Source organism: Streptomyces sp. NBC_01235 (assembly GCF_035989285.1).
GTDB lineage: Bacteria > Actinomycetota > Actinomycetes > Streptomycetales > Streptomycetaceae > Streptomyces.
In genome coordinates, this window is record NZ_CP108513.1 from 8597199 (window position 1) to 8618615 (window position 21417).

General features: G+C 71.8%; 20 protein-coding genes, 3 pseudogenes and 1 riboswitch. Of the genes and pseudogenes, 9 read left to right on the plus strand and 14 right to left on the minus strand.

The features are described 5' to 3' along the window. Positions 1-3: 3 nt before the first annotated feature. Positions 4-156, minus strand: a riboswitch (cobalamin riboswitch). Positions 157-414: 258 nt separating this feature from the next. From OG289_RS38660 to OG289_RS38675, 4 genes are read right to left on the minus strand one after another with little or no spacing between them, the layout of a single operon-like run. Then, on the minus strand, positions 415-1533 hold the full coding sequence (locus OG289_RS38660) for an iron-containing redox enzyme family protein (RefSeq protein WP_327318660.1): 1119 nt from the start codon (positions 1531-1533) through the stop codon (positions 415-417). After that, on the minus strand, positions 1530-1796 hold the full coding sequence (locus OG289_RS38665; RefSeq protein ID WP_327318661.1) for a CDGSH iron-sulfur domain-containing protein: 267 nt from the start codon (positions 1794-1796) through the stop codon (positions 1530-1532). Before OG289_RS38665 ends, OG289_RS38660 begins: the two co-directional genes overlap by 4 nt. Continuing rightward, positions 1780-2457 (minus strand): HemK2/MTQ2 family protein methyltransferase, encoded by a 678-nt coding sequence (locus OG289_RS38670; protein ID WP_327318662.1) that lies wholly within the window; start codon positions 2455-2457, stop codon positions 1780-1782. The genes OG289_RS38665 and OG289_RS38670 overlap by 17 nt, the downstream gene beginning before the upstream one ends. Before the next feature lie 17 nt (positions 2458-2474). Next, positions 2475-2603: a hypothetical protein gene (locus OG289_RS38675; RefSeq protein ID WP_327318663.1), complete on the minus strand. Its 129-nt coding sequence runs from the start codon at positions 2601-2603 to the stop codon at positions 2475-2477. A 225-nt stretch (positions 2604-2828) separates the two neighbouring features. On the opposite strand from OG289_RS38675, the pseudogene OG289_RS49835 reads away from it, so the two are divergent. Then, positions 2829-3077, plus strand: a pseudogene (locus tag OG289_RS49835) (hypothetical protein); the annotation flags it as partial. Positions 3078-3194: 117 nt separating this feature from the next. Here OG289_RS49835 and OG289_RS38680 read toward each other — a convergent pair. The 4 genes from OG289_RS38680 to OG289_RS38695 form a co-directional block, all read right to left on the minus strand. After that, on the minus strand, positions 3195-4226 hold the full coding sequence (locus OG289_RS38680) for a LacI family DNA-binding transcriptional regulator (protein WP_327318664.1): 1032 nt from the start codon (positions 4224-4226) through the stop codon (positions 3195-3197). A 64-nt stretch (positions 4227-4290) separates the two neighbouring features. Then, positions 4291-5127, minus strand: a complete 837-nt coding sequence (locus OG289_RS38685) for an ATP-binding cassette domain-containing protein (protein WP_327318665.1) — start codon at positions 5125-5127, stop codon at positions 4291-4293. Beyond that, the gene (locus OG289_RS38690; protein WP_327318666.1) at positions 5124-6119 is read right to left on the minus strand and encodes an ABC transporter permease; all 996 of its coding nucleotides are present in this window, start codon (positions 6117-6119) and stop codon (positions 5124-5126) included. The genes OG289_RS38685 and OG289_RS38690 overlap by 4 nt, the downstream gene beginning before the upstream one ends. A 152-nt stretch (positions 6120-6271) precedes the next feature. Next, positions 6272-7288 (minus strand): sugar ABC transporter substrate-binding protein, encoded by a 1017-nt coding sequence (locus OG289_RS38695; protein ID WP_327318667.1) that lies wholly within the window; start codon positions 7286-7288, stop codon positions 6272-6274. A 245-nt stretch (positions 7289-7533) separates the two neighbouring features. Between OG289_RS38695 and OG289_RS38700 the strand changes: the two genes are divergently transcribed. The 3 genes from OG289_RS38700 (at position 7534) to OG289_RS38710 (ending at position 9412) form a co-directional block, all read left to right on the plus strand. Then, entirely contained in the window at positions 7534-8496 is a 963-nt protein-coding gene (locus OG289_RS38700) for a carbohydrate kinase family protein (RefSeq protein WP_327318668.1), read from the plus strand. 350 nt (positions 8497-8846) lie between these two features. Then, on the plus strand, positions 8847-9053 hold the full coding sequence (locus OG289_RS38705; RefSeq protein ID WP_327320941.1) for a GH32 C-terminal domain-containing protein: 207 nt from the start codon (positions 8847-8849) through the stop codon (positions 9051-9053). A gap of 65 nt (positions 9054-9118) precedes the next feature. Then, complete coding sequence (locus OG289_RS38710) at positions 9119-9412, plus strand: putative quinol monooxygenase (protein WP_327318669.1); 294 nt, start codon at positions 9119-9121, stop codon at positions 9410-9412. 144 nt (positions 9413-9556) lie between these two features. Here OG289_RS38710 and OG289_RS38715 read toward each other — a convergent pair. Further along, positions 9557-11188 (minus strand): annotated as a pseudogene (locus tag OG289_RS38715) (IS200/IS605 family accessory protein TnpB-related protein). A 475-nt stretch (positions 11189-11663) separates the two neighbouring features. After that, positions 11664-12329, minus strand: a complete 666-nt coding sequence (locus OG289_RS38720; RefSeq protein WP_327318670.1) for a TetR/AcrR family transcriptional regulator — start codon at positions 12327-12329, stop codon at positions 11664-11666. Between the two features lie 149 nt (positions 12330-12478). Between OG289_RS38720 and OG289_RS38725 the strand changes: the two genes are divergently transcribed. Then, complete coding sequence (locus OG289_RS38725; RefSeq protein WP_327318671.1) at positions 12479-13906, plus strand: MFS transporter; 1428 nt, start codon at positions 12479-12481, stop codon at positions 13904-13906. A 320-nt stretch (positions 13907-14226) separates the two neighbouring features. On the opposite strand, the gene OG289_RS38730 is transcribed toward OG289_RS38725, so the two are convergent. Continuing rightward, entirely contained in the window at positions 14227-14694 is a 468-nt protein-coding gene (locus tag OG289_RS38730) for a DUF6174 domain-containing protein (protein WP_327318672.1), read from the minus strand. Positions 14695-15022: 328 nt separating this feature from the next. On the opposite strand from OG289_RS38730, the gene OG289_RS38735 reads away from it, so the two are divergent. Further along, complete coding sequence (locus tag OG289_RS38735; RefSeq protein ID WP_327318673.1) at positions 15023-16435, plus strand: alpha/beta hydrolase; 1413 nt, start codon at positions 15023-15025, stop codon at positions 16433-16435. A 314-nt stretch (positions 16436-16749) separates the two neighbouring features. Further along, positions 16750-17310 carry a hypothetical protein gene (locus OG289_RS38740; RefSeq protein WP_327318674.1) on the plus strand — a complete coding sequence of 187 codons (561 nt, stop codon included), beginning with the start codon at positions 16750-16752 and terminating at the stop codon, positions 17308-17310. 126 nt (positions 17311-17436) lie between these two features. On the opposite strand, the gene OG289_RS38745 is transcribed toward OG289_RS38740, so the two are convergent. From OG289_RS38745 to OG289_RS38755, 3 genes and pseudogenes are all read right to left on the minus strand, one after another. Further along, a complete protein-coding gene (locus OG289_RS38745) occupies positions 17437-17970 on the minus strand; it encodes a TerD family protein (RefSeq protein WP_327318675.1) in 534 nt (177 codons plus the stop codon). A gap of 259 nt (positions 17971-18229) precedes the next feature. Continuing rightward, positions 18230-18415, minus strand: a pseudogene (locus OG289_RS38750) (glycosyltransferase); the annotation flags it as partial. Next, positions 18412-19134 (minus strand): glycosyltransferase family 2 protein, encoded by a 723-nt coding sequence (locus OG289_RS38755; RefSeq protein WP_327318676.1) that lies wholly within the window; start codon positions 19132-19134, stop codon positions 18412-18414. The gene OG289_RS38755 and the pseudogene OG289_RS38750, both read right to left, overlap by 4 nt. 126 nt (positions 19135-19260) lie before the next feature. On the opposite strand from OG289_RS38755, the gene OG289_RS38760 reads away from it, so the two are divergent. Both OG289_RS38760 and OG289_RS38765 read left to right on the plus strand, forming a co-directional pair. Further along, entirely contained in the window at positions 19261-20016 is a 756-nt protein-coding gene (locus tag OG289_RS38760; RefSeq protein WP_327318677.1) for a response regulator transcription factor, read from the plus strand. Positions 20017-20018: 2 nt separating this feature from the next. Then, the gene (locus OG289_RS38765; RefSeq protein ID WP_327318678.1) at positions 20019-21131 is read left to right on the plus strand and encodes a sensor histidine kinase; all 1113 of its coding nucleotides are present in this window, start codon (positions 20019-20021) and stop codon (positions 21129-21131) included. The last annotated feature ends 286 nt before the right edge of the window (positions 21132-21417 follow it).

Genomic DNA, 21417 nt, shown 5'->3' on the forward strand with positions numbered 1-21417 from the left:
CCAGCAGGTCTTCGGACTCGGGGTCACCCGGACGAGGCGCCTTCCCGGAGCGCGATCACGCTCCAGTGGCCAGTGCCCCGCCCGTCGCCCTTACCGCTGCGCGTCAGCTCCGGAGTCGCACCGGATTCCCTGACCCGCGCGCGTACGGATACGCACATGGGTACGACTGGCCTCGGCAAGCTACCACAGGCCCCCCGCGCCCCCGGCTCAGGCGGGGACGCTCACGCGTTGCCGCTCCGCCTCGGCGAGGCGTGCCGAGCGTGTCCGGGTGCCGAAGACGGCCAGGGCGACCGCGCCGACCGTCCAGGCGCTCCCGTCGCCTCAGCGGAGGGCGTTCACACTGTCGTCGGCCCTGGACGCTCCCAGGTTCGGTCGCGCGGTCCCGACAGGATCCGCGCAAGCCTTCCGAGCAGGTCACCGCCGCTTCGCGGTCCCGGGCCCGCTCTGCCGAGTACCCGGTGGCCCGGGGGCCCAAGCGACGCGCAGCGCCGTGGCGCCCTCGCGCCAGGCACCGAGCAGCCTGTCCGCCAGGCGGTCCTCGAGATGGGTGGTCGCGCGGATCCCGAACACCACGTCGGCGTCCAGGCGCGGTTCGTTCTCCAGGAGCCCGCCGACGACGTCGTGCCGTACGACCTGTTCGTGCACCGCGTCCGCCTCCACGTGCTCGGTGTAGAACCGTACGGCCGCCGGGCCGGCGCCCACCCGGCGCAGAGCCTCCGCGAGGCGGCGCGAGGCCGGGGACGAGGTCACCTCGACGGCCGCGAAGTGCCCGACGAGCGCCGCGCGCAGCGCTCGGTGCAGACCGAACAGGGACATCAGGTTGACGGTGGCGAGTGCCTCGGCCGGCGCCGCGTCGACGTAGTGGCCGTACGTCGGGTCGAGTCCCAGGTCCTCCATGAGGTCGGCGAACAGCTGCGCGTGGATCTCGTCGGCGCGGCCCGCACCGAACTCGTCGAACTCCACGGCGACCATGGCCGCTTTGGCCCGCCCGTGGAGCCGGGGGAGGACCCAGGCATGCGGATCCGCTTCCTTGAGGTGGTACAGCGAGCGGACCGCCGCGTATTCACGCAGGTGGTCGAGGCTGCCTTCGTCCCGCAGGAAGTGGGAGACGCCGCCGTCGTCGACGACCGGTTCGAGCTGGAGTTCTTCCAGCGCCTGCTCGGCCGTCTCCGTGTCGTCGACGGGCACGTCCCCGCGCAGTGCGCCCAGGAAGCGGTTCTCGATCGCACCGCGGCAGGCCAGCAGGCCGCTGTCCCACTCGAGGCTGTCCGGGACGTCCTGGAAGCCCTGGTAGTGCAGCTCGTAGAGGATGTACAGGGCGAGCTGCAGGTCGTCGCCGTAGGCGGAACACCCTTCGGGAGACGGCACAGGCAGCGGCGCACTCCCGGGGGGTGATCCCCGCAGCAGGGCCGTCACGGCGGCGGACAGCGGTCCGCGCGGCTCGGGCAGCGGCGGAGGCCGGAGCCGGAGCTGGTCCCGGGAGCGGGAGCGGGAGCGGGCGCGGGAGCCGGAGCGCGAGCGGGAGCCGGTCATGCGGCCCCGCCCTCTTCCACGCGACCCGGTTCCGGGCCGGCACGGGAGCCCGGGCCGGACGGTGTGCAGCGGCGTCGATGGCTGGTGTCGCACCAGGGAAAGACGCGGCTGCGGCGACAGGTGCACACCGCCACCGCGAAGCGATCCGAGACCGTCACCTCGCCGTCCTCGCCCACCACTTCGACCGGTCCCTCGATGAGCAGGGGCCCGTCGCGCTGGACGCGGACGCGGACGCGGCGGGGGCGTTCAGGCGGGTTCGGCACGGATCACCACCAGCTCCTCCGTCGTCCCGTCGGCCGTCAGGCCTTGGTCGCGCAGCCAGGCGAGCCGTGAACGCAGCACCCGCCCGAAGGGCAGGCGGGTCCGCTCGACGACCGCGGCGCGCAGACCGGCCTGCTCCAGGCGGGTCAGCGTGGCGCCGACGCCGCACAGGTGCGAGTGCACGATCAGAAGCGTCCCCGTCGGACGCAGGACCGTCGGCGCGGTGTCGCAGATGCGGTCGATCAGCAGGCGGCCGTCCCTCCCGGCGTCCCAGGCCCTGGCGAGGCCCCGGGGCGGCGTGGCGCTCGGAGCGGGCACATAGGGCGGGTTGGCGGTCACCAGGTCGAAGCGGCGGCCGGGCACGGCCGTCGCCAGGTCGCCGTGACGCACGTGCAGGCTCTGTCCGTTCAGCAGGGCGTTCAACCAGGTGGCGGCGATCGCCCGCCAGGAGATGTCGACCGCCGTGACCCGGCCGCCGAGCCGGGCCGCCTCCACCGCGAGCAGGCCGCTTCCGGTGCCCAGGTCCAGTACGTCCGTCTCTCCCGTGATCCTCTCGCGCCGCATCGCCCGCTCCAGGAGCCGGGTGTCGGCCTGAGGGGGATAGACACCCCGGGGGACCCAGCAGCGGAGCTGGGGGGCGGCGGTGAGGGGTTCGGCTTTCATGGGCGCCCGCGCCTCCTTCAACCGCGTGCCCGCGACGGCAACGCGGCCAGGGCCCCGGGGATCGGCGCGTCGTCGCGCTCACAGCGGAGGTCGACGACCCGTACGGACGCCCGCTGGGGAGTGCGGTCGATGACGAGTGCTTTCACGCTTGCTCCGACGTCGGAGGACGGGGACGGGTGGCCCGCTGTGCGGACACGAGCCGACAGCGCCCCACGAGTACCCCCCGACAGCGGACGTAACGACGTTCACTGCTCCCGCATGGACGGCGAGGCCGGTGGGGGACGGACACCAGGCGCCCGGCCGCGGCCCGCGGCGTCGACGCGGTCGTGCGCCTCGGCGACCCTCTCCGGCGGGCGACGCCGCCGACGTCGAACGCCGACGAGGGCGAGGCCGCCGGCCTCTTCGCCGTCAAGAAGGACTCCGACTTCACCGACCTGCTGCTGCGCGCGGTGACCGACACGCGGGACACCGACGGGCTCGCCGACCTGGTCAGCGGCTTCGGCAACAAGCTGGGCCGACGCGCCCACGGTGAGGGCGCCGACGGCGGCAGCGGCGGTGAGGTCGCGGGTGGCCTGTCGTTCCGCCTCGGCGGGGAAGTCGTCGCCGCCGAGCAGGCGCGGCGTGGTGTCGGCGAACGGCAGCGGCCAGAAGGGGACGCGGGGGCGGTCGTCGCGGGTGGCGTGTTCTGCGGCTCGCGATGCTGCGGCTCGCGCCGCGCTCCTGCTCAGCGGCCCGCCTCATGCCTCCCGTGCGCCGAGCGCGGGCTGCTCGCCCGAGCCGCGGACGATCAGCCGGGTGGGCACGGAGATGGTGCGGGCCCGGGTGCGGTCGCCGTCGAGCCGGGCCAGGGCGGTGGTCGCTGCCGTTCTGCCGATTTCCTCGGGGTCCTGGGCGACGACGGTCAGCGCCGGTTCGAGTGCCTCGGCGAGTGACACGTCGTCGAAGGTGACGACGGCCACGTCCTTGCGCTTGGTGCGGGCGAGTTCGGCGACTATGCCCAGCGCCATGATGTTGTTGCCGGCGAACAGCGCCGTGGGGGGATCGGCCAGGTCGAGCAGCTTCGACGTCGCGGCCTCGGCCCCTTGCTGGTCGTGTGCGCTGGCGACCAGCGAACGATCGTGGGGGAGGCCGGCCTCCTCCAGGGCCGAGCGGTAGCCGGCGAGGCGTTCGCGGCGGGTGTAGAGCTTGGTCGGCAGGTCGCCGATGAAGCCGATGCGCCGGTGTCCGTGGGCGATGAGGTGGGTGACGCCGTCGTGGGAGCCCGCGCGGTTGGTGCTGACGACACAGTCCGTGGCCAGGCCCACGCCCGGACGGTCGATGAAGACGACGGGCAGGCCCGTGGCGCGGTGGGTCTTGAGGTGGGAATGGTCGGCCCCGACGGACGGCACGACCATCAGGACGCTGACGCGCCGGGCGAGGAACTTGTCCGTCAGCGCCCGTTCGCGGGCGGGCTCGTCCGCGGAGGAACCCATGAGCAGGGTCAGGCCCCGGTCGCGCACGGTGTCCTCGATACTCCTGGCCACCGCTCCGAAGAAGGGGTTGCCGAGGTCCGGAATGACCAGTCCTACGGTGGTGTCGGGTCCGCCGACGCGGATGTTGCGCGCCATGAGGTTCGGCTGGAAGCCGAGCTTGGCCACCGCGGCGAGGACCTGTTCCCTGGTCTCGGCCGAGGCGGGTCCGTCCTCGTTGAGGACGCGGGAGACGGTCTTGGCGCTGACGCCCACTTCGCGCGCGACGTCTGCCAGGGTCGGGCGGCGGTTCGCTGCCATCGAGGAAACAGTCTCCTGTGCTCGTCGGTTCCGGCCGCGGCCTCGGCCGGAACCTGTGAGTGCTTCAGTTGGCCTGGACTCCCGCGGCCTTGGCCGCCTCGGAATCCGCTACGACAGTATCTCCGGCCTCGTCGACGGTGAGAGCGCCGGTCATGATGGCGACGACCTCGGCCATGGAGTAGTCGGAGGGCTTGATCACGGCGGCGCGCCGGCCGAGGCGGTGGACGTGGATCCGGTCGGCGATCTCGAAGACGTGCGGCATGTTGTGGCTGATCAGGACGACCGGCATGCCCTTGTCCCGGACGCGCCGGATGAGGTCCAGTACCTGACCGGACTCCTTGACGCCGAGGGCGGCGGTGGGTTCGTCCATGACGACGACGCTGCTGGCCCAGGCGACGGAACGGGCGACCGCGACGGCCTGCCGCTGTCCGCCGGAGAGGGTCTCGACCGACTGGGTCAGCGAGCGCAGGCCGATCTTCAGGTCGGCCATGTGCTCAGAGGCCTCCTGGCGCATGCGCTTCTTGTCCAGCATGCGGAAGACACTGCCGAGGACACCCGGGCGGCGCAGCTCCCGGCCGAGGAACATGTTCGAGGCGATGTCCATGGAGGCGGCCACGGCGAGGTCCTGATAGACCGTCTCGATGCCGTGGGCGCGGGCGCTCTGCGGACCGGAGAAGGCGATGGGCTCGCCGTTGAGTCGTATCTCGCCCGCGTCGGGGACCACCGCGCCGGTGAGCGCCTTGATCAGGCTGGTCTTGCCGGCTCCGTTGTCGCCGATGACGGCGAGGACCTCGCCGGGCAGCAGGTCGAAGTCGGCCCCGTCGATGGCGGTGACATGGCCGTAGCGCTTGACCAGACCGCGGGCCTGGAGCACGGGCGTGGGGGACGAGGTGGCGGTCATCGGGCCTTCTTCCGGGAGATCTGGTCGACGGTCACCGCGAGGATCACCAGGACACCGGTGATCAGGGTCTGGTAGATGGAGGCGACACCCATCAGTTGCAGGCCGTTGCGGAAGACGCCGACGATGAGGACGCCGATGAAGGTGCCCAGGACCGAACCGCGTCCGCCGAAGAGGCTGGTGCCTCCGAGGACCACCGCGGTGATGCTGTCGAGGTTGTCGGTCTGGCCGGCCTGGGGGTCGCCGACCCCGGTGCGGGAGATCAGCAGCAGGGCGGCGATGCCGTACAGCAGACCCGCCACGGTGTAGATGCCGATGGTCAGGCGGGAGGTGCGGATGCCGTTCAGCCGTGCCGCTTCCTGACTGTTGCCCAGGGCGTAGACGTGCCGGCCCCAGCCGGTGTTGCTCAGCGAGTAGGCGAGGAGGAGGAACAGGGCGATGGTGACCAGGGAGCCGTAGGTGATGTCGGTGTGGCCGAGCGGGAAGGTCTCGCCGAGGGCGGTCAGCGGGCCGGGCAGGTTGGTGACCGTCTGTTCCTCGGAGTAGATGTGGGTCAGCGCGAACGCCACGTTGAGCATGCCGAGGGTGACGATGAACGGCGGCAGCGGGATCTTCTGCACCAACAGACCGTTGAGCAGCCCGAACCCACCGCAGACGGCTATGCCCAGGGCGATGGCGAGGAACGGGGACAGGGAGCCCTCGGCGGCCATCTTGGCGATCACGATGCTGCCGAACGCCATCACGGCCCCGCACGACAGGTCGATGCCCGCGGTGAGGATGATCAGGGTCTGTCCGATGGCGAGGGTGCCGACGACCATGACCTGCTGCACGATCAGCGAGAAGTTGCCGCCCGTGAGGAACTGGTCGGTCGAGAAGGCGAAGAAGGCGCAGGCCAGGAGGAGGGCGACCAGTGGGCCGGTGGTCGGCGCCGTGAGCAGTCGGCGGGCCGTGGTCGGTGCTTTGAGCTCGGCGTACGGCGTGGTCGTGGCTGTCATGCGAAGTCCTTGTCGGAAGACAGTGGTCGTTGTCCTTCCCGGTCGGAGGACAAGAGGACGAGCGGGCGGCCGTCACCCGGTCGGGAGGGGACGGCCGCCCCGCTGAGGGGAGAGGCGGAGGCGTACGGGCCTCGGGTCTGCCCGGGGGCGGCTCAGCCCCAGCAGTTCTCCAGGCCGAAGGCGGTGTCCTTGGACGTGACCCCGGCCTGCGCCTTGTCGGTGATCAGCGTGACGCCCGTGTCGGTGTAACCGGACGCCTTCTTGCCGTCCTTGGCGTACGTCACGACGGCCTTGACGCCCTCGGCGGCCATCTTCAGCGGGTACTGCTGCGACGTCGCGGCGATCTTGCCGTCCTTGACCGCCTGGGTGCCGGTGCAGCCGCCGTCGACGGAGACGATCAGGACGTCCTTCTCCCGGCCCTTGGCCTTGAGCGCGGTGTACGCGCCCAGCGCGGCCGGCTCGTTGATGGTGTAGACGACGTTGATGCCGGGCTCCTTCTGGAGACAGTTCTCCATCGCCGTCTGGCCCTTGGCCTGGTCGCCGCCGGTGTCCTGGGCGCACACCACGTCCTTGTCGGTGGCGCCGAAGCCCTTCAGGAAACCGTTGTGCCGCTGGACGCCGACAGAGACGCCCGGCGCCAGGTCGAGGGCGGCAATCTTCGCCGTCTTGCCCTTCATGGCGGCCTTGGCGTACTCGCCGATCAGCTGGCCGGCCTTGAGGTTGTCGGTGGCGAAGAGGGCGTCGACCGCGCTCTCCGGCTCGGTCGGGGTGTCCAGGGCGATGACCAGGACGCCCTTGGCGCGGGCCTTCGCGATCGCGGGCACGATGGCCTTGGAGTCGCTCGGGGTGATCAGGATGCCCTTCACGCCGGACGCGACCATGTTCTCGATGGCCGTGACCTGACCGGCGTTGTCGCCGTCGAACTTGCCTGCCGCGGTCATCAGCTTGACGCCCTCGGTCTTCGCGGCCTTCTCGGCGCCCTCCTTCATCTTCACGAAGAAGGGGTTGGTGTCGGTCTTGGTGATCAGGCCGACCTTGACGTCGCCCGAACCGGTACTGGCGGAGTCCGATCCGGAGCCGGATCCGCAGGCCGTCAGGGTGAGGGCCGCGATGCCTGTGCACGCGGCGACTCTGAGGAGCGAGAGGGGCAGACGAGTGGAGCGAGACATGAACGACTCCTGCGGGATTGCGAGCGGTACGGCCGGCATCGGAACATGCCGTCCCGAGGTGTCATCGTTGACTTATGTCATCGTTGACACTGCATGGCGAGGATGATGGACTCCGTCTCCCGGAAACGTCAATGCCCTGCACTCGTCACAAATCGGCAACGCAGGCGGCCGCCCCCCGAAGCCGTCCGCCGGCCGCGCCACGACGCGCCCGGTAGGCCCGTACGCCCGTCAGAGAAGAGCAGCCCATGAGCCCGCGTCAGATCACCGTCCTGGGGGAGTGCGTCGCGGACGCGTTCACCGAACCCGCGAGTGCCTCGAACGAACTCGCCCTGCGCGTCCTGCCCGGCGGCGGACCCGCGAACACGGCAGTGTCCCTGGCCCGGCTCGGCACCCCGGTCCGCTTCCTCGCGCGGTTGTCCGGCGACGTGTTCGGCCGCTTGTTCCGGGCCCACCTGGAGGCCTCCGGGGTGGACCTGTCGAGTGCCGTCGAGGCCGCGGAGCCCAGCACACTGGCCGTGGCGGAGCTGGACGCCCAGGGGCAGGCCACGTTCTCCTTCCACGCGCAGAACACGGCCGACTGGCAGTGGACGGCCGAGGAACTGGCCCGGGTCGACCTGTCCGGGACCGCCTGCGTGCACACCGGATCCCTGGCCCTGGTCCGGGAACCCGGCGCGGCGGTGGTGGAGGACTTCCTGGCCTCGGCCGCCCCCCGGGCGACCATCAGCATCGACCCCAACGTCCGGCCGCTGCTGGTGCGTCCCGACGTCTACCGCGCCAGGCTGGCGCACTGGTGCGCCCTCGCCGACGTTCTTCGGCTGAGCGAGGACGACCTGGAACTCCTGCTGCCGGGCACACCGCCCGAGCAGGCGTGCGACATCTGGCACGCGGCCGGGGCGCGGCTCGTCGTGATCACCCACGGTGCCGACGGCGCCCTGGCCTCGCTCGACGGCGAACGGGTGAGGGTGCCCGCCGTCGCGACGAGCGTCGTCGACACGGTCGGGGCGGGCGACTCCTTCACCGCCGGGATGCTGCACCACCTCGGCGCCCACGGACTTCTCGGCGGCCGGCTGACGGAACTCCGCCTCGACGACGTCGCGGAGGCGTGCCGGTTCGCCTCCCGGGTCGCGGCCCTGACCTGCTCGGTCGCCGGTCCCAACCCGCCGTGGCGGAGCCGGTTGGAGCAGCCCGCCGCAGCCGGCGGCGTATGACCGGCAGGCCGGTCGCGCGACGGTTGCGTCGCCCCTGAGCCGTTGACGTATCGGCCGGACCACGTCCATCATCGGGCCACGCGGTGTCATCGATGACACAGATCGACGACGACACCCTTTTCTCGGCGCCGTGGACCACGGCGCCGAGAAGGCGTTGCCCGGCGAGCCGGTCGACCGCCTGGCGTCCCTGCGGCAGACCGCGCCGACGGCGACCGGCGAGAACATCTCACGGCCCTTGATCGGCCCCGCCGCCAAGGGCGGGGTGCTCGACTTCGGGGCGACTTGTCCCTCGAGGGCCCGAACGCTTCGGCCTGAGGTCACGCAAGGGTGCGAACGGCGAGGAGACCGTCATCGGCTACGACACCACGACGCAGGAGCTGTACGTCGACCGCCCCAACTCCGGTGCCGCGGACTTCAGCAGCGACTTCCCCGGCGTCCAGCGAGCACCGCTGAGGCCGAGAACGGCAGGGCCGAGCTGCGCGTCCTCGTCGGCCGGTCGTCGTCGAGGTCTTCGGCGGCAGCGGCGAAGCCGTGATCACCGACCAGATCTTCCCTGACCCCGACCGACCCCCATCGCCCCCGACCGACCCCCACCGACCCCCACCACGGAGGACATCACACCGTGAACAAGACCCTGCTCGCCGAGTTCACCGCCCGCGAGGGAACGGAGGACGAGGTCACCCGTCTGCTCCTGGAGTACGCGAAGAAGGTGCGCGAGGAAGAGGGCAACCTCGCCTTCGACGTCTACACCAAGTCGTCCCACCCGCGCGCCTTCTGGATCTTCGAGGTGTACCGGGACGAGGACGCCTTCCAGGCCCACCTGAAGGCCCCGTACGGCGGCCCGTTCAACACCACGCTCGTCCCGCTGATCGAGGAGGACGCCTCGGTGCTGACCTTCCTCGATCCGGTGACCTGAGCTCGTCCCATCCGGTGACGGACGTCGGCCGGGCCCGCCCACCGGGCCCGGCCCTCACCCATGTCCCGACCGCCGCGCGGCACTGTGGGGACATGAACGCGGACGAGAGGGACACCCTGGCCGGTGCGCGCGTGGCTACCGTTCCTAGAGACTGAGCGGGAGTGAGTCCTGTCGCCAGGTCTCATGCTCGGCCGAACGCCCCGGACGGTGTTGGGCGTTCTGGTTGCCCGCGTTCGCTCCGCGTCCGGGCGGCACGGATCGTGTCCGTGGTCCGGGGATGCGGGGGCGGGTTCCCTCACGCCCAGGAACCCCCGGTCTGGCCTGGACGGTCCGATGCCCCACCGCATCACTCCGGTGCTGTGGGGGCGGTGCCGTCCGTCGCCGGATCGGGTGTCCCTGGGCGCGCCTTCCGATCGCCACGGCAGCAGCCTCGTGGCGAGTGGTTGTGCGGGTGGTGCTGGTGAGGGGCTTCTGCCAGTGCTGGGCGCCCCAGCGGCTGGTGTAGGCCGGGTCGACGGCGATGACCGCGATACCCGTGGCGTCGGCCATCGACGCCAGCCGGGCGCGCAGCTTCCCGGTGGGCATGCCGGAGACCAGCTGCCGGAAGCGTTTCCTGCGGCCGTGCTTCTCCCGGGTCTTCTCCGCGCCGAAGTCCAGATCCTCCACCGCGATCGCCTTCACACCGCACGCGCGGGCCCAGTGCAGGAGGCGGGTGAGGGCGTGGCGGACCTGGGCATCCCGGTGCTGGGCGGTACCGGAAAGGGCGTAGACGAAACGGTGCGGGGCGCCGGCCGGGTTGCCGTGGATGTCCAGGCGCCAGGCGGCCAGATGGTCGGCGTTCATGTCGACGCCGATCACGCCGTGGGCGAGCGCGGCATCGAGGGGGAGGGTGGGGGTGGGCGGGAGCTGCCAGGAGGCGGTCACATACCAGCGGTCCCGGCCCATGTCGTAGTGGATGCGGTAGGCGATCGCCCGGTTGGCCGCGACGCGGTCCGCCCACTCGGCGCCCCGGTGCGCGAACGTGACCCGGCAGGCCAGGACGTACCGTCCGTGCGGGGCGTTGGCCAGATGTGTGAGCGGTGCGGGGAGTTTGATGCTCGCCTCGCCGTCGGGGCTGACGCGGATCGTCTCGTTGCCGTAGCGCTTGCCGGGCTCACCGTCCGCCTGGCAGAACCAGCGTTCCGCCTCCCAGTGTCCGCGCCATCCGGACTCGGTGAGCTGGGCCGCCTCCAGGTGGTGCCGGGCACGGGCCAGGCGCTTGCCGCCGCGTACGACGTGCACAACTCCGGCCTCGCGGTCGGCCCGCGCGGCGGCCAGCCGGTCTTCCAGCACCCGCAGCCGCCGGGCCTTCGCATGCCACTCCCGCCGCGACCGGTACCCCCCGGGCGCCTTCTTGGTTCCCTTCTGCCCGATCGGCAGGGACAGCCGGTGCGTGAGGGTGCGGATGCCCGCTTCCAGATTCTGGAGGTGGGCCAGCTGGCAGCGGCGGGCCAGCGCCCACTGGTCGTGCGACGCCTTGGTGATCGCCCCGGCCCAGCGCGACGACGAGAGCGGCGTCAGCTCCCGCTTACGCACCGCCCACGCCTCACCGGAATGCTCCAGGCCGTCCCGGCAGCGCGCCTTGAGATCCTCCGAGGCCAGCGACCCCAGATGCGCACCCACCAGCCGCAGCACCTTCTCATCGTCCGACGCCAGGTCCTTCAGGCGGGTCCGAATGGCCACACCACTCGGACCGGACGCGACGAACGACGCCGCCAAATCCCTCAGCTCACCCACCCCGTCACCCCCCGCCCGATGCCACGCGACGCCCCCTGTCACCGCGTCCAACGAGCAGTTCCCGCAGAAGGTCACGCATTCGGTGCAAGAACGTCAGTTCCCTCCTGAAAACCGACACTACGGCCAAGGCACGCGACACGACACCGACCACCGGCACTCACTCCCGCTCACCAGAACCCTCTTCAACGCACTTCAGCGGCAGCAGCTCCAAACCCCCTGCGGTCGGGTCGACCTCCGGGCGAGGGAGGAATTCCCCCCTCGCGCAAGCCGTGTCAGGGCGCGATGCTGTGCGACGCCCCCTGAGCAACAGCCGTGCGACGCCCCCTGAGCAACAGCCGTGCGACGCCTCCGCCGTACGGCGGTCGCACGCCACCCTGGAAGGAGAGGCACCGAATGTCACCCGGCCGACTGGAGGCCGGTGAGACGCCGGGGGGCGCACGACCCGCGTCCGGCGGCACCATCACCTTGCGAGCGGCTACGGCTTGGCGGCGCGCGGCGTGTACTGGCCGAGGAACATGTCGACGCCGCCGGCGACCAGACGGTCGGTGAGGTCGTCGTCGATCGTCGTGCCGTAGGTGCTGAACACCAGGTGCGGAAAGAGCAGGAGCGAGTACAGCTGGAGAGTGGCCACCTCGATGTCGGGGATGTCGAGCCGGCCCTGGTCCGCCAGGTGTCGCAGCGTGTTGGCCACGGCGGGGTGATGGCCTTCCGGTCCCGCCTGGTGCCAGACGGCGCCGAGTTCGGGGAAACGGTGCAGTTCGCGGCCGACGACGTTGCGCAGGGCGAGGACGTCGGGGTTGGCGCGGGTGCTGTGAACCCAGGCGCGAGCTGTGTCGGTGAGAGCCTCTCGCAGGTCGTCGGCCTCGGCCAGGCGGTCGATGGCGCTGACCGCCTCGCCCCCGAGCGGGGCGTCGAGCGAGTCCTTGACGACCCCGATGAACAGCGCCTCCTTGCTGCCGAAATGGTTGTAGACCGTCACCTTCGACACGCCCGCCGCCACGGCGATCGCGTCCACGCTCACCTCGAAGCCCTCGCGCAGGAACAGCTCGCGGGCCGCCGTGACGATCGCGCGCCGCTTGGCCTCGGCGCGGGGTCCGGCGGGTGGCTGCTTGGAGACGGACGCGGAGTTCGCGGAGTTCATGGCATCAGTCTACCCGGCACCTGAACTGAACGGTTGAGTTCATATGAACTGCACCGTACAGTTCAACCTGGGCGGGCGCAGAGAGCCGCCCGCCGTGGCCCGAGCCTGCCCGGCCGCCATTGTCATGGGCCGTCCACAAGGGAGTCGTCATGAGCAACGCCCACCCCACCCTCCATGCGGAGCACGCGTCCGCACCGCCCGCGCCCCGCCGCCGGCTGATGCTGGCGCTGCTCTGCGTGGCCCAGTTCATGCTCATCCTGGACGTCACGGTCGTGAACGTGGCCCTGCCCGACATGGCCGCGGACCTCCACCTCGGCCGCGAGGCCCTCACCTGGGTCGTCACCGCGTACACCCTGTGCTTCGGCGGGCTGATGCTGCTCGGCGGCCGTCTGGCCGACGCACTCGGCGCCCACCGGACCGCGCTCGCCGGACTGGCGGTGTTCACGGCCGCCTCGCTCGTCACCGGCCTCGCCACGGACGCTCCGACGCTGATGAGCGGACGCGTCCTGCAGGGCATGGGTGCCGCCCTGCTCTCCCCGGCGGCCCTGGCGATCGTCACCACCACCTTCCACGGCTCCGAGCGCAACAAGGCCCTCGGTGTGTGGGCGGCGCTCGGCGGCACCGGATCTGCCGCCGGCGTCCTGCTCGGCGGCGCCCTGACCGACGGCCCAGGCTGGCGGTGGGTCTTCTTCGTCAACGTCCCCGTCGGTGTCGTCCTCCTGGCGGCCCTGCCCGCGCTGCTGCCGCGCCGCGCCCCGCAGCCCGCGCGGCTCGACCTGCCCGGCGCCGTGCTGGTCACCGCGGGCACGGCCTCGCTCATCTACGGCCTGGTGCGGGCGGGCGACGCGGGTTGGGCCGGCACGACGGCCGGTCTGCCGCTGCTCGGCGCGCTCGTCCTGTACGCCGCGTTCGCCGCCGTGGAGCGTGCGAGCCGGGCCCCGCTGATGGACCTGCGGATGTTCACCCGGCGCCCGGTGCTGGCGGGCGCGTTCCTGATGCTCGTCGCCACCGGGCTGCTCATCGGCTTCTTCTTCCTCGGCTCGGTCTACCTCCAGCAGCTGCGCGGCTACAGCCCGCTCGCGACCGGGCTTGTGTTCCTGCCGGTCGCCGTGGCCACGGGCATCGGCGCCCACCTGGGATCGCGGTTGGTCGGCCGGATCGGCAGCCGTACGACCGCGGTGGCCGGTCTGGCGGTCGCCGCGGCCGGAACGGTGCCGCTGGCCTGGCTCCCGGCGGACGGCAGCGTGTACGCCGGGCTGCTGCCCGGCCTTGTCGTCGCCACGGTCGGCATCGGCGCCGTCTTCGTCACCGCCACCACCACCGCGCTCGCCCTGGTCGTCCCGGACGAGGCGGGTCTTGCTTCCGGGGTCGTCAACACCTTCCACGAGGTGGGCGGTTCGATCGGTGTCGCCGTACTGTCCACCGTCGCCGCGTCCGGCATCGAACACGACGCGGCCGACGGCTTCACCAACGCCTTCACCGTCAGCGCGATCACCGCCGCAGCGGGTGCGCTGATCGCCCTCGTCCTCGTACCGCACACCAAACCGCAGACAGCCGGCGGCCCGCACGTGCACTGAAGGCGCGGACACCATCGGGGAGGGGAAGAGCCCGCGCGGCCACCGGCCCTCCCCCCTCTGGCTTGTCAGCTCCTGCTAAGGAGCTGGTCAGCCTCGGCGATCCCGGCGGTCCGTGCGGTGACGATGTCGTCGGCCGGGGACGTGAACGGGCCGTACTCGCCTCGGCCGCCGGCAACCCGGCCGGCGGTCCCGCCGCGCCCGCGCCGAGAGAGGGCCGCTCGCGGCGAAGAAGCCGACCAGGAGAAAGGCGGCCGTCCGGGGTCGCGCCGGTCAGGCCGCTGGAACCCGCGGAACGGTGCCGCGGGGAGCACCGAGTCGCGCTAGCCGGGGGTCGGTTCAAACGAGCTGATCGTGTACAGGGCTTCGTCGTCGATGGAGTTCTTGTCCCAGTCCAGGGAGATCCGAACGGGGCGCCCGTCGGCGGCGTAGCCCGCCTCCGCCGTGTCCGCGCCCTCGCTGCGGGCCCGATCCAGCGTCTGCAACAGCGTGCCGATGGTGGGCACTTCGCCTGGCAGATCGTGCGCCTGCCGCCGACTGTCCTCGTCGGCCCCGACCGCCTCCGTCACCTTGCCGTCCCGAACCGCCACCCGGAAGGTCCCCGCCAGGACCTGCGTGCTCGATGTCAACGTGTAGGAATACGAGGCAGGTTCCTCCCAGGTGCTCTTCGGCCCGTCGGTTTCGGCGGATTCCGCGGACGGCGAGGAGCCGCAGCCCGCGGTCGTGGACAGAAGGGCGCCGAGCAGTGCGGCCGTGGCCACGCCTCGAGCACGGGAACGTCCGGCGGTCATGGTGACTCCCTCGAAGTCGGTTACCGCTGTGACGCCGGGCGACTCGAGAACGTTCATGGCAACGTGGTCGTGCCGGAGGTGGCGACCCGCGCCGCGTGATACCGCGCCGTCGAGCGGCGCGAGCATCCATGGGGCGTTCATGGCCGTGCGTCCGGCGGCGGTGAGGTCCGCGATCTCGGGGGTGTCCGGGCCGACGGTCCGCGCCCATCAAAGGTGGGCATTCTCTTGACGGCCGCAAGAAATTGGCCCTACATTCCTCGACGCTTTCGTTCAGTGCACCGAGCGTCTGCTCCGGCCCCCGCCCCCCACTCGCCCAGGAGCCGCCCCCATGCCTGTCAGCACCCGTCTCCGCACGCCCCGCGCTCGTCTGCGTATCGCCCTGGCCGCCCTGGTCACGCTGGCGTCCGCAGCGCTCACCACCCTCCCCTCGCCTGCCGCCCAGGCGGACTCGCCGGTCGGCGGCCACCTCACCGGCACCCTCTCCGACGGCGCCACCTGGGTCGCGGACGTCCCCGAGCGCTGGAACGGCACCCTGCTGCTGTTCAGCCACGGCTTCGGCCCCACCGTCGCCAACAACGCCCCCACCGACGCCGTACGCGCCGAGTTGCTCGCCGAGGGCTATGCGATGGCCGGGTCGTCGTACGACCCCCACGGCTCGATGTGGGCCCTGAACAGCGCCGAACGCGACCAGTTCGCCACTCTCGACGCCGTCACCGCGCAGATCGGCACCCCGCGGCGCACGCTGGCCATGGGCACTTCGATGGGCGGGCTCGTCAACGCGCAGCTGGCCCGGGACGGCGGCGGGCGCATCGACGGCGCGCTCGGCCAGTGCGGTCTGGTCGCGGGCGGCACGGACCTGGACAACTACCAGCTGGACGCCGAGTACACGATCGCCCGCCTGCTGCTGCCCGGACAGGACGTGAAACTCGTGCGGTTCGGCAGCTCCGCCGAGGCCTCCGCCACCGCCGACCTGCTCACCAAGGCGGTCACCGCCGCCCAGAACACCCCGCAGGGCCGCGCCCGGATCGCGCTGGCCGCAGCCTTCCTCAACCTGCCCACCTGGGCGCCCGGAAAGGACCGCCCCGCCCCGACCGACTGGGCGGGGCAGGAGGAGCAGCAGTACGACTGGTTCGCCCAGGGCATCCTGTCGTTCGTCGAGGGCGGCCGGTACGCCGTGGAGCTGTCCGTCGGCGGCAACAACTCCTGGAACCGGGGCGTCGACCACGCCCGCCTGCTCGCCGGTTCCGCACACGCACCCCAGGTCCACGCCCTCTACCGAGCGGCCGGTCTCGACCTGCGTGCCGACCTGCGCACGCTGACCGAGGGCGCCACGATCACCGCCGATCCCGCCGCCGTCCGCACCGCGCAACGGACGTCCTCCGCGGGCCAGGGACTCGAGGTGCCCCTGCTCGACATCCACACCACCGCCGACAACCTGGTTCCGGTGGAGCAGGAGAACCGCTTCGCCGCCCGCGTGCGCGCTTCTGGCGACGGCGCGCTGCTGCGGCAGGCGTTCGTCGAGCGACAGGGCCACTGCACGTTCACCACCGCCGAGACCGTGGCCGCCCTGCACGCGCTCGAACACCGCGTCAGCACCGGCCACTGGGACGACGTCGCCACCCCGGCCGCGCTCCAGCGGTCCGCCACCGCACTCGGTCTGGACGGGGCGGCATACGTCCCCTACCGCCCGGCACAGCTGACGGTCGGCCGCGACCGCCCGGCGCACCCCACCCACGGCTGAGGTCTGCACCCGCGCATGTCAGAACCCCGCGCCAGGAACCGGGGCCGATCCGATCGCCGCTCACCACGCCGTAGGCGAAGCGGTCGTCGAGGTGGTCACTGGTGAGGTGCTCGATGGCCGCAGCCGGGCAGGAAAGGCCGCGGGGCCGACCGTTGCCGGGAGCCAGAGGGGTGCAGCGTCGCGGCGCCCCTCTGATCACCGACGCAGCGCCATCAGGAGGTGGACAGACGCGTCCGTGGCCGCGGCCCGGAGGGCACGGAACGGGCCGGCTGTGGGTGGGCGAGGAGGCCGCGGCCAAGAACCCTGACACATCCTTGACGCCTCACGACATCGCGCACGCCGCCGCCGGACCCGGCTGGTTGTACGGCGCCTTCCAGCTGACCAGTTCACTGCTGCTGCTCGCCGCGGCCAGCTCCTCCTTCCAGGCCGGACCCGGACTTCTCAAGGCCCTGGCCGGAACATTCGAGCGGCCCGGGGTACTGCCGCCGGTGCTCGGGCGGGCCAACAGCCACCACACCCCGTACTGGTCGGTGGTCGTCCACCTGGCCGCCGCCGCGCTGATCATCGTGGCCGCGGCCGGCCAGGAGCAGAAGCTGGTCCTGTTCTACGCGGTCGCCGTCTTCGTCAGCTTCCTGGTGGGCCTCGTCGCCATGGCCCGCTTCGCGCGCCGGGAGAACAAGACGGCCCTGGCCTGGGTCAACGGCCTGGCAGCCGTGGCGGTGGCCTTCACTTTGGTGGTGAACCTGCTGCGCGGCCGGCCGACGCTGACCCTGGCGGCGACCGTCCTCATCGCGGCCGGCCTGTACGTCCGGTGGACGCGGGCCGGACGCCCCACCGGCATCGAGGACGTCGAGGCCCGGGCCGAGGCGACCTGACCCCGTGGTCGTCAACGGTCATGCGCCGGCCGGCGCCGACGAGCGCGCGCCGCGCCCGGACCTCTGGTACGGGAGCGCATGATCCGTCGTCCGAGATCAGCCGTTTGTCTCAGCGGCGTCGCCCGGTCAGGGTTGTGCGGCGCTGCCCATCTCCGAGGCGAAGAGCACCGGGTCGCTGTCGAACCCCTGGATCAGCCCGTGGAACGCCCACGCTCCAGAGGCGTCCCTGGTGAACTCCGCGACCGTCGTGGCGGTGGAGTCGGCGACCCCCGCGAAGTCGTCCTTGAGCAGCTCCGTGTACCCCTCGACGACCAGCACTCCCGCGTTCGACAGGTCACCGAAGGTCTTGGGGCCGGTGTTCTGGTGGATCGCCACGCCCACGACCACCCGAGCGAAGGAGGATGCCAGGCGGTCGAGCTCCAGGACCATCACCTCGACGAAGCCGAAGCCCTGGCCGGTCTCGCTGTGCCGGCTCATGTTGATGGTGCCGTCCGGCGAGCGGCTCTCGGTGTGGACGACGTACACCGGCCTTCCGTACGGGGCGTCGGCGGAGTAGGTCGCGGCGATGATGTCGAGATGATGAGGTGGCCGGCCCCAAGGACTCGGGTCCCACCGGAGCCGCACCTCGGTCTTTTCCGTTCCCCTGCTGACGCTGCTCACCGGACGCTGCCCCTCCCGAATCCGGCCATCACGGGACGTCCCCCGCATGGTCAAGTATGGCCCCTCGAAGCGCTCTTGATGCCAGGTGAGCTCGCTGAACGTCACGCCATGAGTTGTCCCGGTCGGCTGCGCAGGCGGGCGAGCGCGTCGGGGCCGGTCGAGGACATCCCCCCGGCCATCCGTCAGGTGGAGAGCGCAGTGGTCGACCCGTTCGGTGAGCAGCGCGTCCTGCTCACCACGAAGGACGGGCGGCTGGTCTGGGCCCGGCCGTCCCGTCGAGGACCAGAATCCGGCGCCGGGCGGGGGCCGCGGCCACCGCACGCAGGGTGTCGGTGAGGGCCGCCTCGGCGAGCACCGCCCCCTCCTCGGGCGTGAACGGCGGTGTGAACCGGGTCTTCACCCGTCCTGGCCCGGGTTCCTCGGCGATGACGAGCAGGGTGGTCATCGACGGATTCCTCCGTGCGTCAGCGCTTCGGCCGCCGCGGGTACGACGGGCGCTTCGGCCAGGACGCGGCTCATGTCCCGTACCGCCTGCCAGGTGCCGCGCCAGGTCCCGGTCACCTTCGAGGCGCCGGAGCGCGGCAGGTACGGGACGTCGTACTCGGTGACGCGCCAGCCCGCGTCGGCGGCGCGCACGACCATCTGCAGCGGGTATCCGCTGCGCCGGTCGGTCAGGTCCAGGCCGAGCAGTGCCTCGCGGCGGGCGGCCCGCAGGGGACCGAGGTCGCGCAGCCGCACGCCGGTACGGCGGCGCAGCATCAGGGAGAGCGCGAGGTTGCCGGCACGGGCGTGCGCGGGCCAGGCGCCCCGGCCCTGCGGTCGGCGCCGCCCGAGCACCAAGTCGGCTCCGCCGTACCGTACTTCGCGCACGAAGGGGATGAGCTGGGCAGGGTCGAGCGAGGCGTCGCAGTCGCAGAAACACACGATGTCGGCCGTCGCGGCGCTCAGCCCCGCATGGCAGGCGGCACCGAAGCCGCGGCGGGGCTCGTGGACGACCGTGGCGCCGAGTCCCCGGGCGAGCTCGGCCGAGCCGTCGGTGGACCCGTTGTCCACGACGAGGGCACGCCAGCCAGGAGGGATGCGGTCGAGTACCCAGGGGAGGGCTTCGGCCTCGTTGAGACAAGGGAGGACGACATCGACGTCCTCGGGTGCGGAAGGGGTCATCACGGCTTTCACCCTACGAACGCGAACGGCGCATATCGGACTCCGGTTCCTTACGAAACAGGGACGTCATCGCCTGCGGACGGCTGGAGGGCGACGCGGAAGAGCGCGCAGTGCGAGGCTGGCCGCATGGAACAGCAGCCGTACGAGTCGGCGGCGGACGCCTCCGCCGACCGGGGGATCGGGGACGCCCGCGTCCTCGTCGTGGACGACGACCCCACGGTCGCGGAGGTCGTCTCGGGCTACCTCGATCGCGCCGGGTACGTCGTGGACCGGGCCGGGGACGGGCCGACCGCACTCGCCAGCGCCGCCGCGCACTGGCCGGACCTGGTCGTACTCGATCTGATGCTGCCCGGCATGGACGGCCTGGAGGTGTGCCGCCGGATGCGCGGCCGCGGCCCCGTCCCGGTCATCATGCTCACCGCCCGCGGCGACGAGGACGACCGCATCATGGGCCTGGAGGTGGGCGCGGACGACTACGTCACCAAGCCGTTCAGCCCCCGCGAGCTGGTGCTGAGAGTGGAGTCCGTACTGCGCCGCACGCGGCCCCTCGCGGGCACGCGTTCCCTGGCCGCGGCCGGACTCACCGTCGACCCGGCCGCCCGCCGCGCCGCCAAGAACGGCGCCGAACTCGCCCTCACCCTGCGTGAGTTCGACCTGCTCGCGTTCTTCCTCCGGCATCCGGGCCGGGCGTACAGCCGCGAGGACCTGATGCGCGAGGTGTGGGGCTGGGACTTCGGAGACCTCTCGACCGTCACGGTCCACGTCCGAAGGCTGCGCAACAAGCTCGAGGACGATCCGGCCCGGCCCCGACTGATCCAGACGGTGTGGGGCATCGGTTACCGCTTCGAACCCAACGGCACGCGAAACGACGGCGAGGAGTGATCATGAGCGACACCCTGCTCATCGCCCTGTACGCCCTCCTCGGTGCCGGCGCGGCCGGGCTGCTCGGCGCGGGAACCCTGTGGCTGCTGCGCCGCCGCTCAATGACCACCTCACTCACCGTGGTGGCCTCTGTCGCCGTGACAGCGATGCTCGCGGGCACACTGGCCGTGGCACAGGCGATGTTCCTGTCCGCGCACGACCTGTCCGTGGTCACGACGGTGGTCGCCATGGCAGCGGTCGTCTCCCTGGTCACCGCGCTGCTGCTGGGCCGCTGGGTGGTCGCCCGCAGCCGCGAACTCACTCTCGCCGCCCGCTCCTTCGGTGACGGCGGCGACTTCACCGCGCCCCACGGTCCGGCCACCGCCGAACTCGCCGCGCTCAGCCGAGAGTTGGAGGCCACCAGCGCGAAGCTGGCCGAGTCCCGGGACCGCGAACGCGCCCTTGAGTCCTCCCGCCGTGAACTCGTCGCCTGGATCTCGCACGACCTGCGCACCCCTCTCGCGGGCCTGCGCGCGATGGCCGAGGCGCTGGAGGACGGCGTCGCCGCCGACCCCCACCGCTACCTGCGTCAGATCCGCACCGAGGTCGAACGCCTCAACGGCATGGTCGGCGACCTCTTCGAACTCTCCCGCATCCACGCCGGCGCCCTGGCCCTGTCGCCCTCCCGGATGTCCGTCTACGACCTGGTCGGCGATGCCCTCGCCGGGGTGTATCCACTGGCCCACGAGTACGGGGTGCGACTCGTCGGAGGCCGCGTCGAGCCCCTGCCGGTGGAGGTCGACGGCAAGGAGATGAGCCGCGTACTGGGAAACCTCCTGGTCAACGCGATCCGGCGCACCCCCGCCGACGGCACCGTCATGGTGGCCGCCGAACGCTCGCCGGACGGCGTGGTGCTGTCTGTCTCGGACAGCTGCGGCGGCATCCCCGAGGAGGACCTGCCCCGCGTCTTCGACACCGGCTGGCGCGGCACCCACGCCCGCACGCCTCCGGCGGGCGCCGGGCTCGGTCTCGCCATCGTCCGCGGCATCGTGGAGGCCCATCAGGGCCGGACCACGGTACGCAACATCCCAGGCGGCTGCCGCTTCGAGGTGCTGCTGCCCGCGGCAGCTTCATGAACGCGGGCAGCACCACCGGTCCACCACGGTTTTCCCCGAACCTGGGAGGGCGTGGGGCGGGCACGGCCCCGAGGGTCACCATCCGGCCGTGACCGGCGCCCCGCGCGTCTTCAGTACCTACCGCACCCACATCGAGGACACCAGGTCGCGCAGGGCGATGACGTCCTTGTTCGTCCTGACCGCGGGCACCCAGGTACGGCGGCGTCGAAGAGGGCGGAGCGCAGATCCTCGGCCTCGCGCAGCCCTTCCCGCCACCAACGCTCGGCTTCCTCGCTCTTTGCGCCAC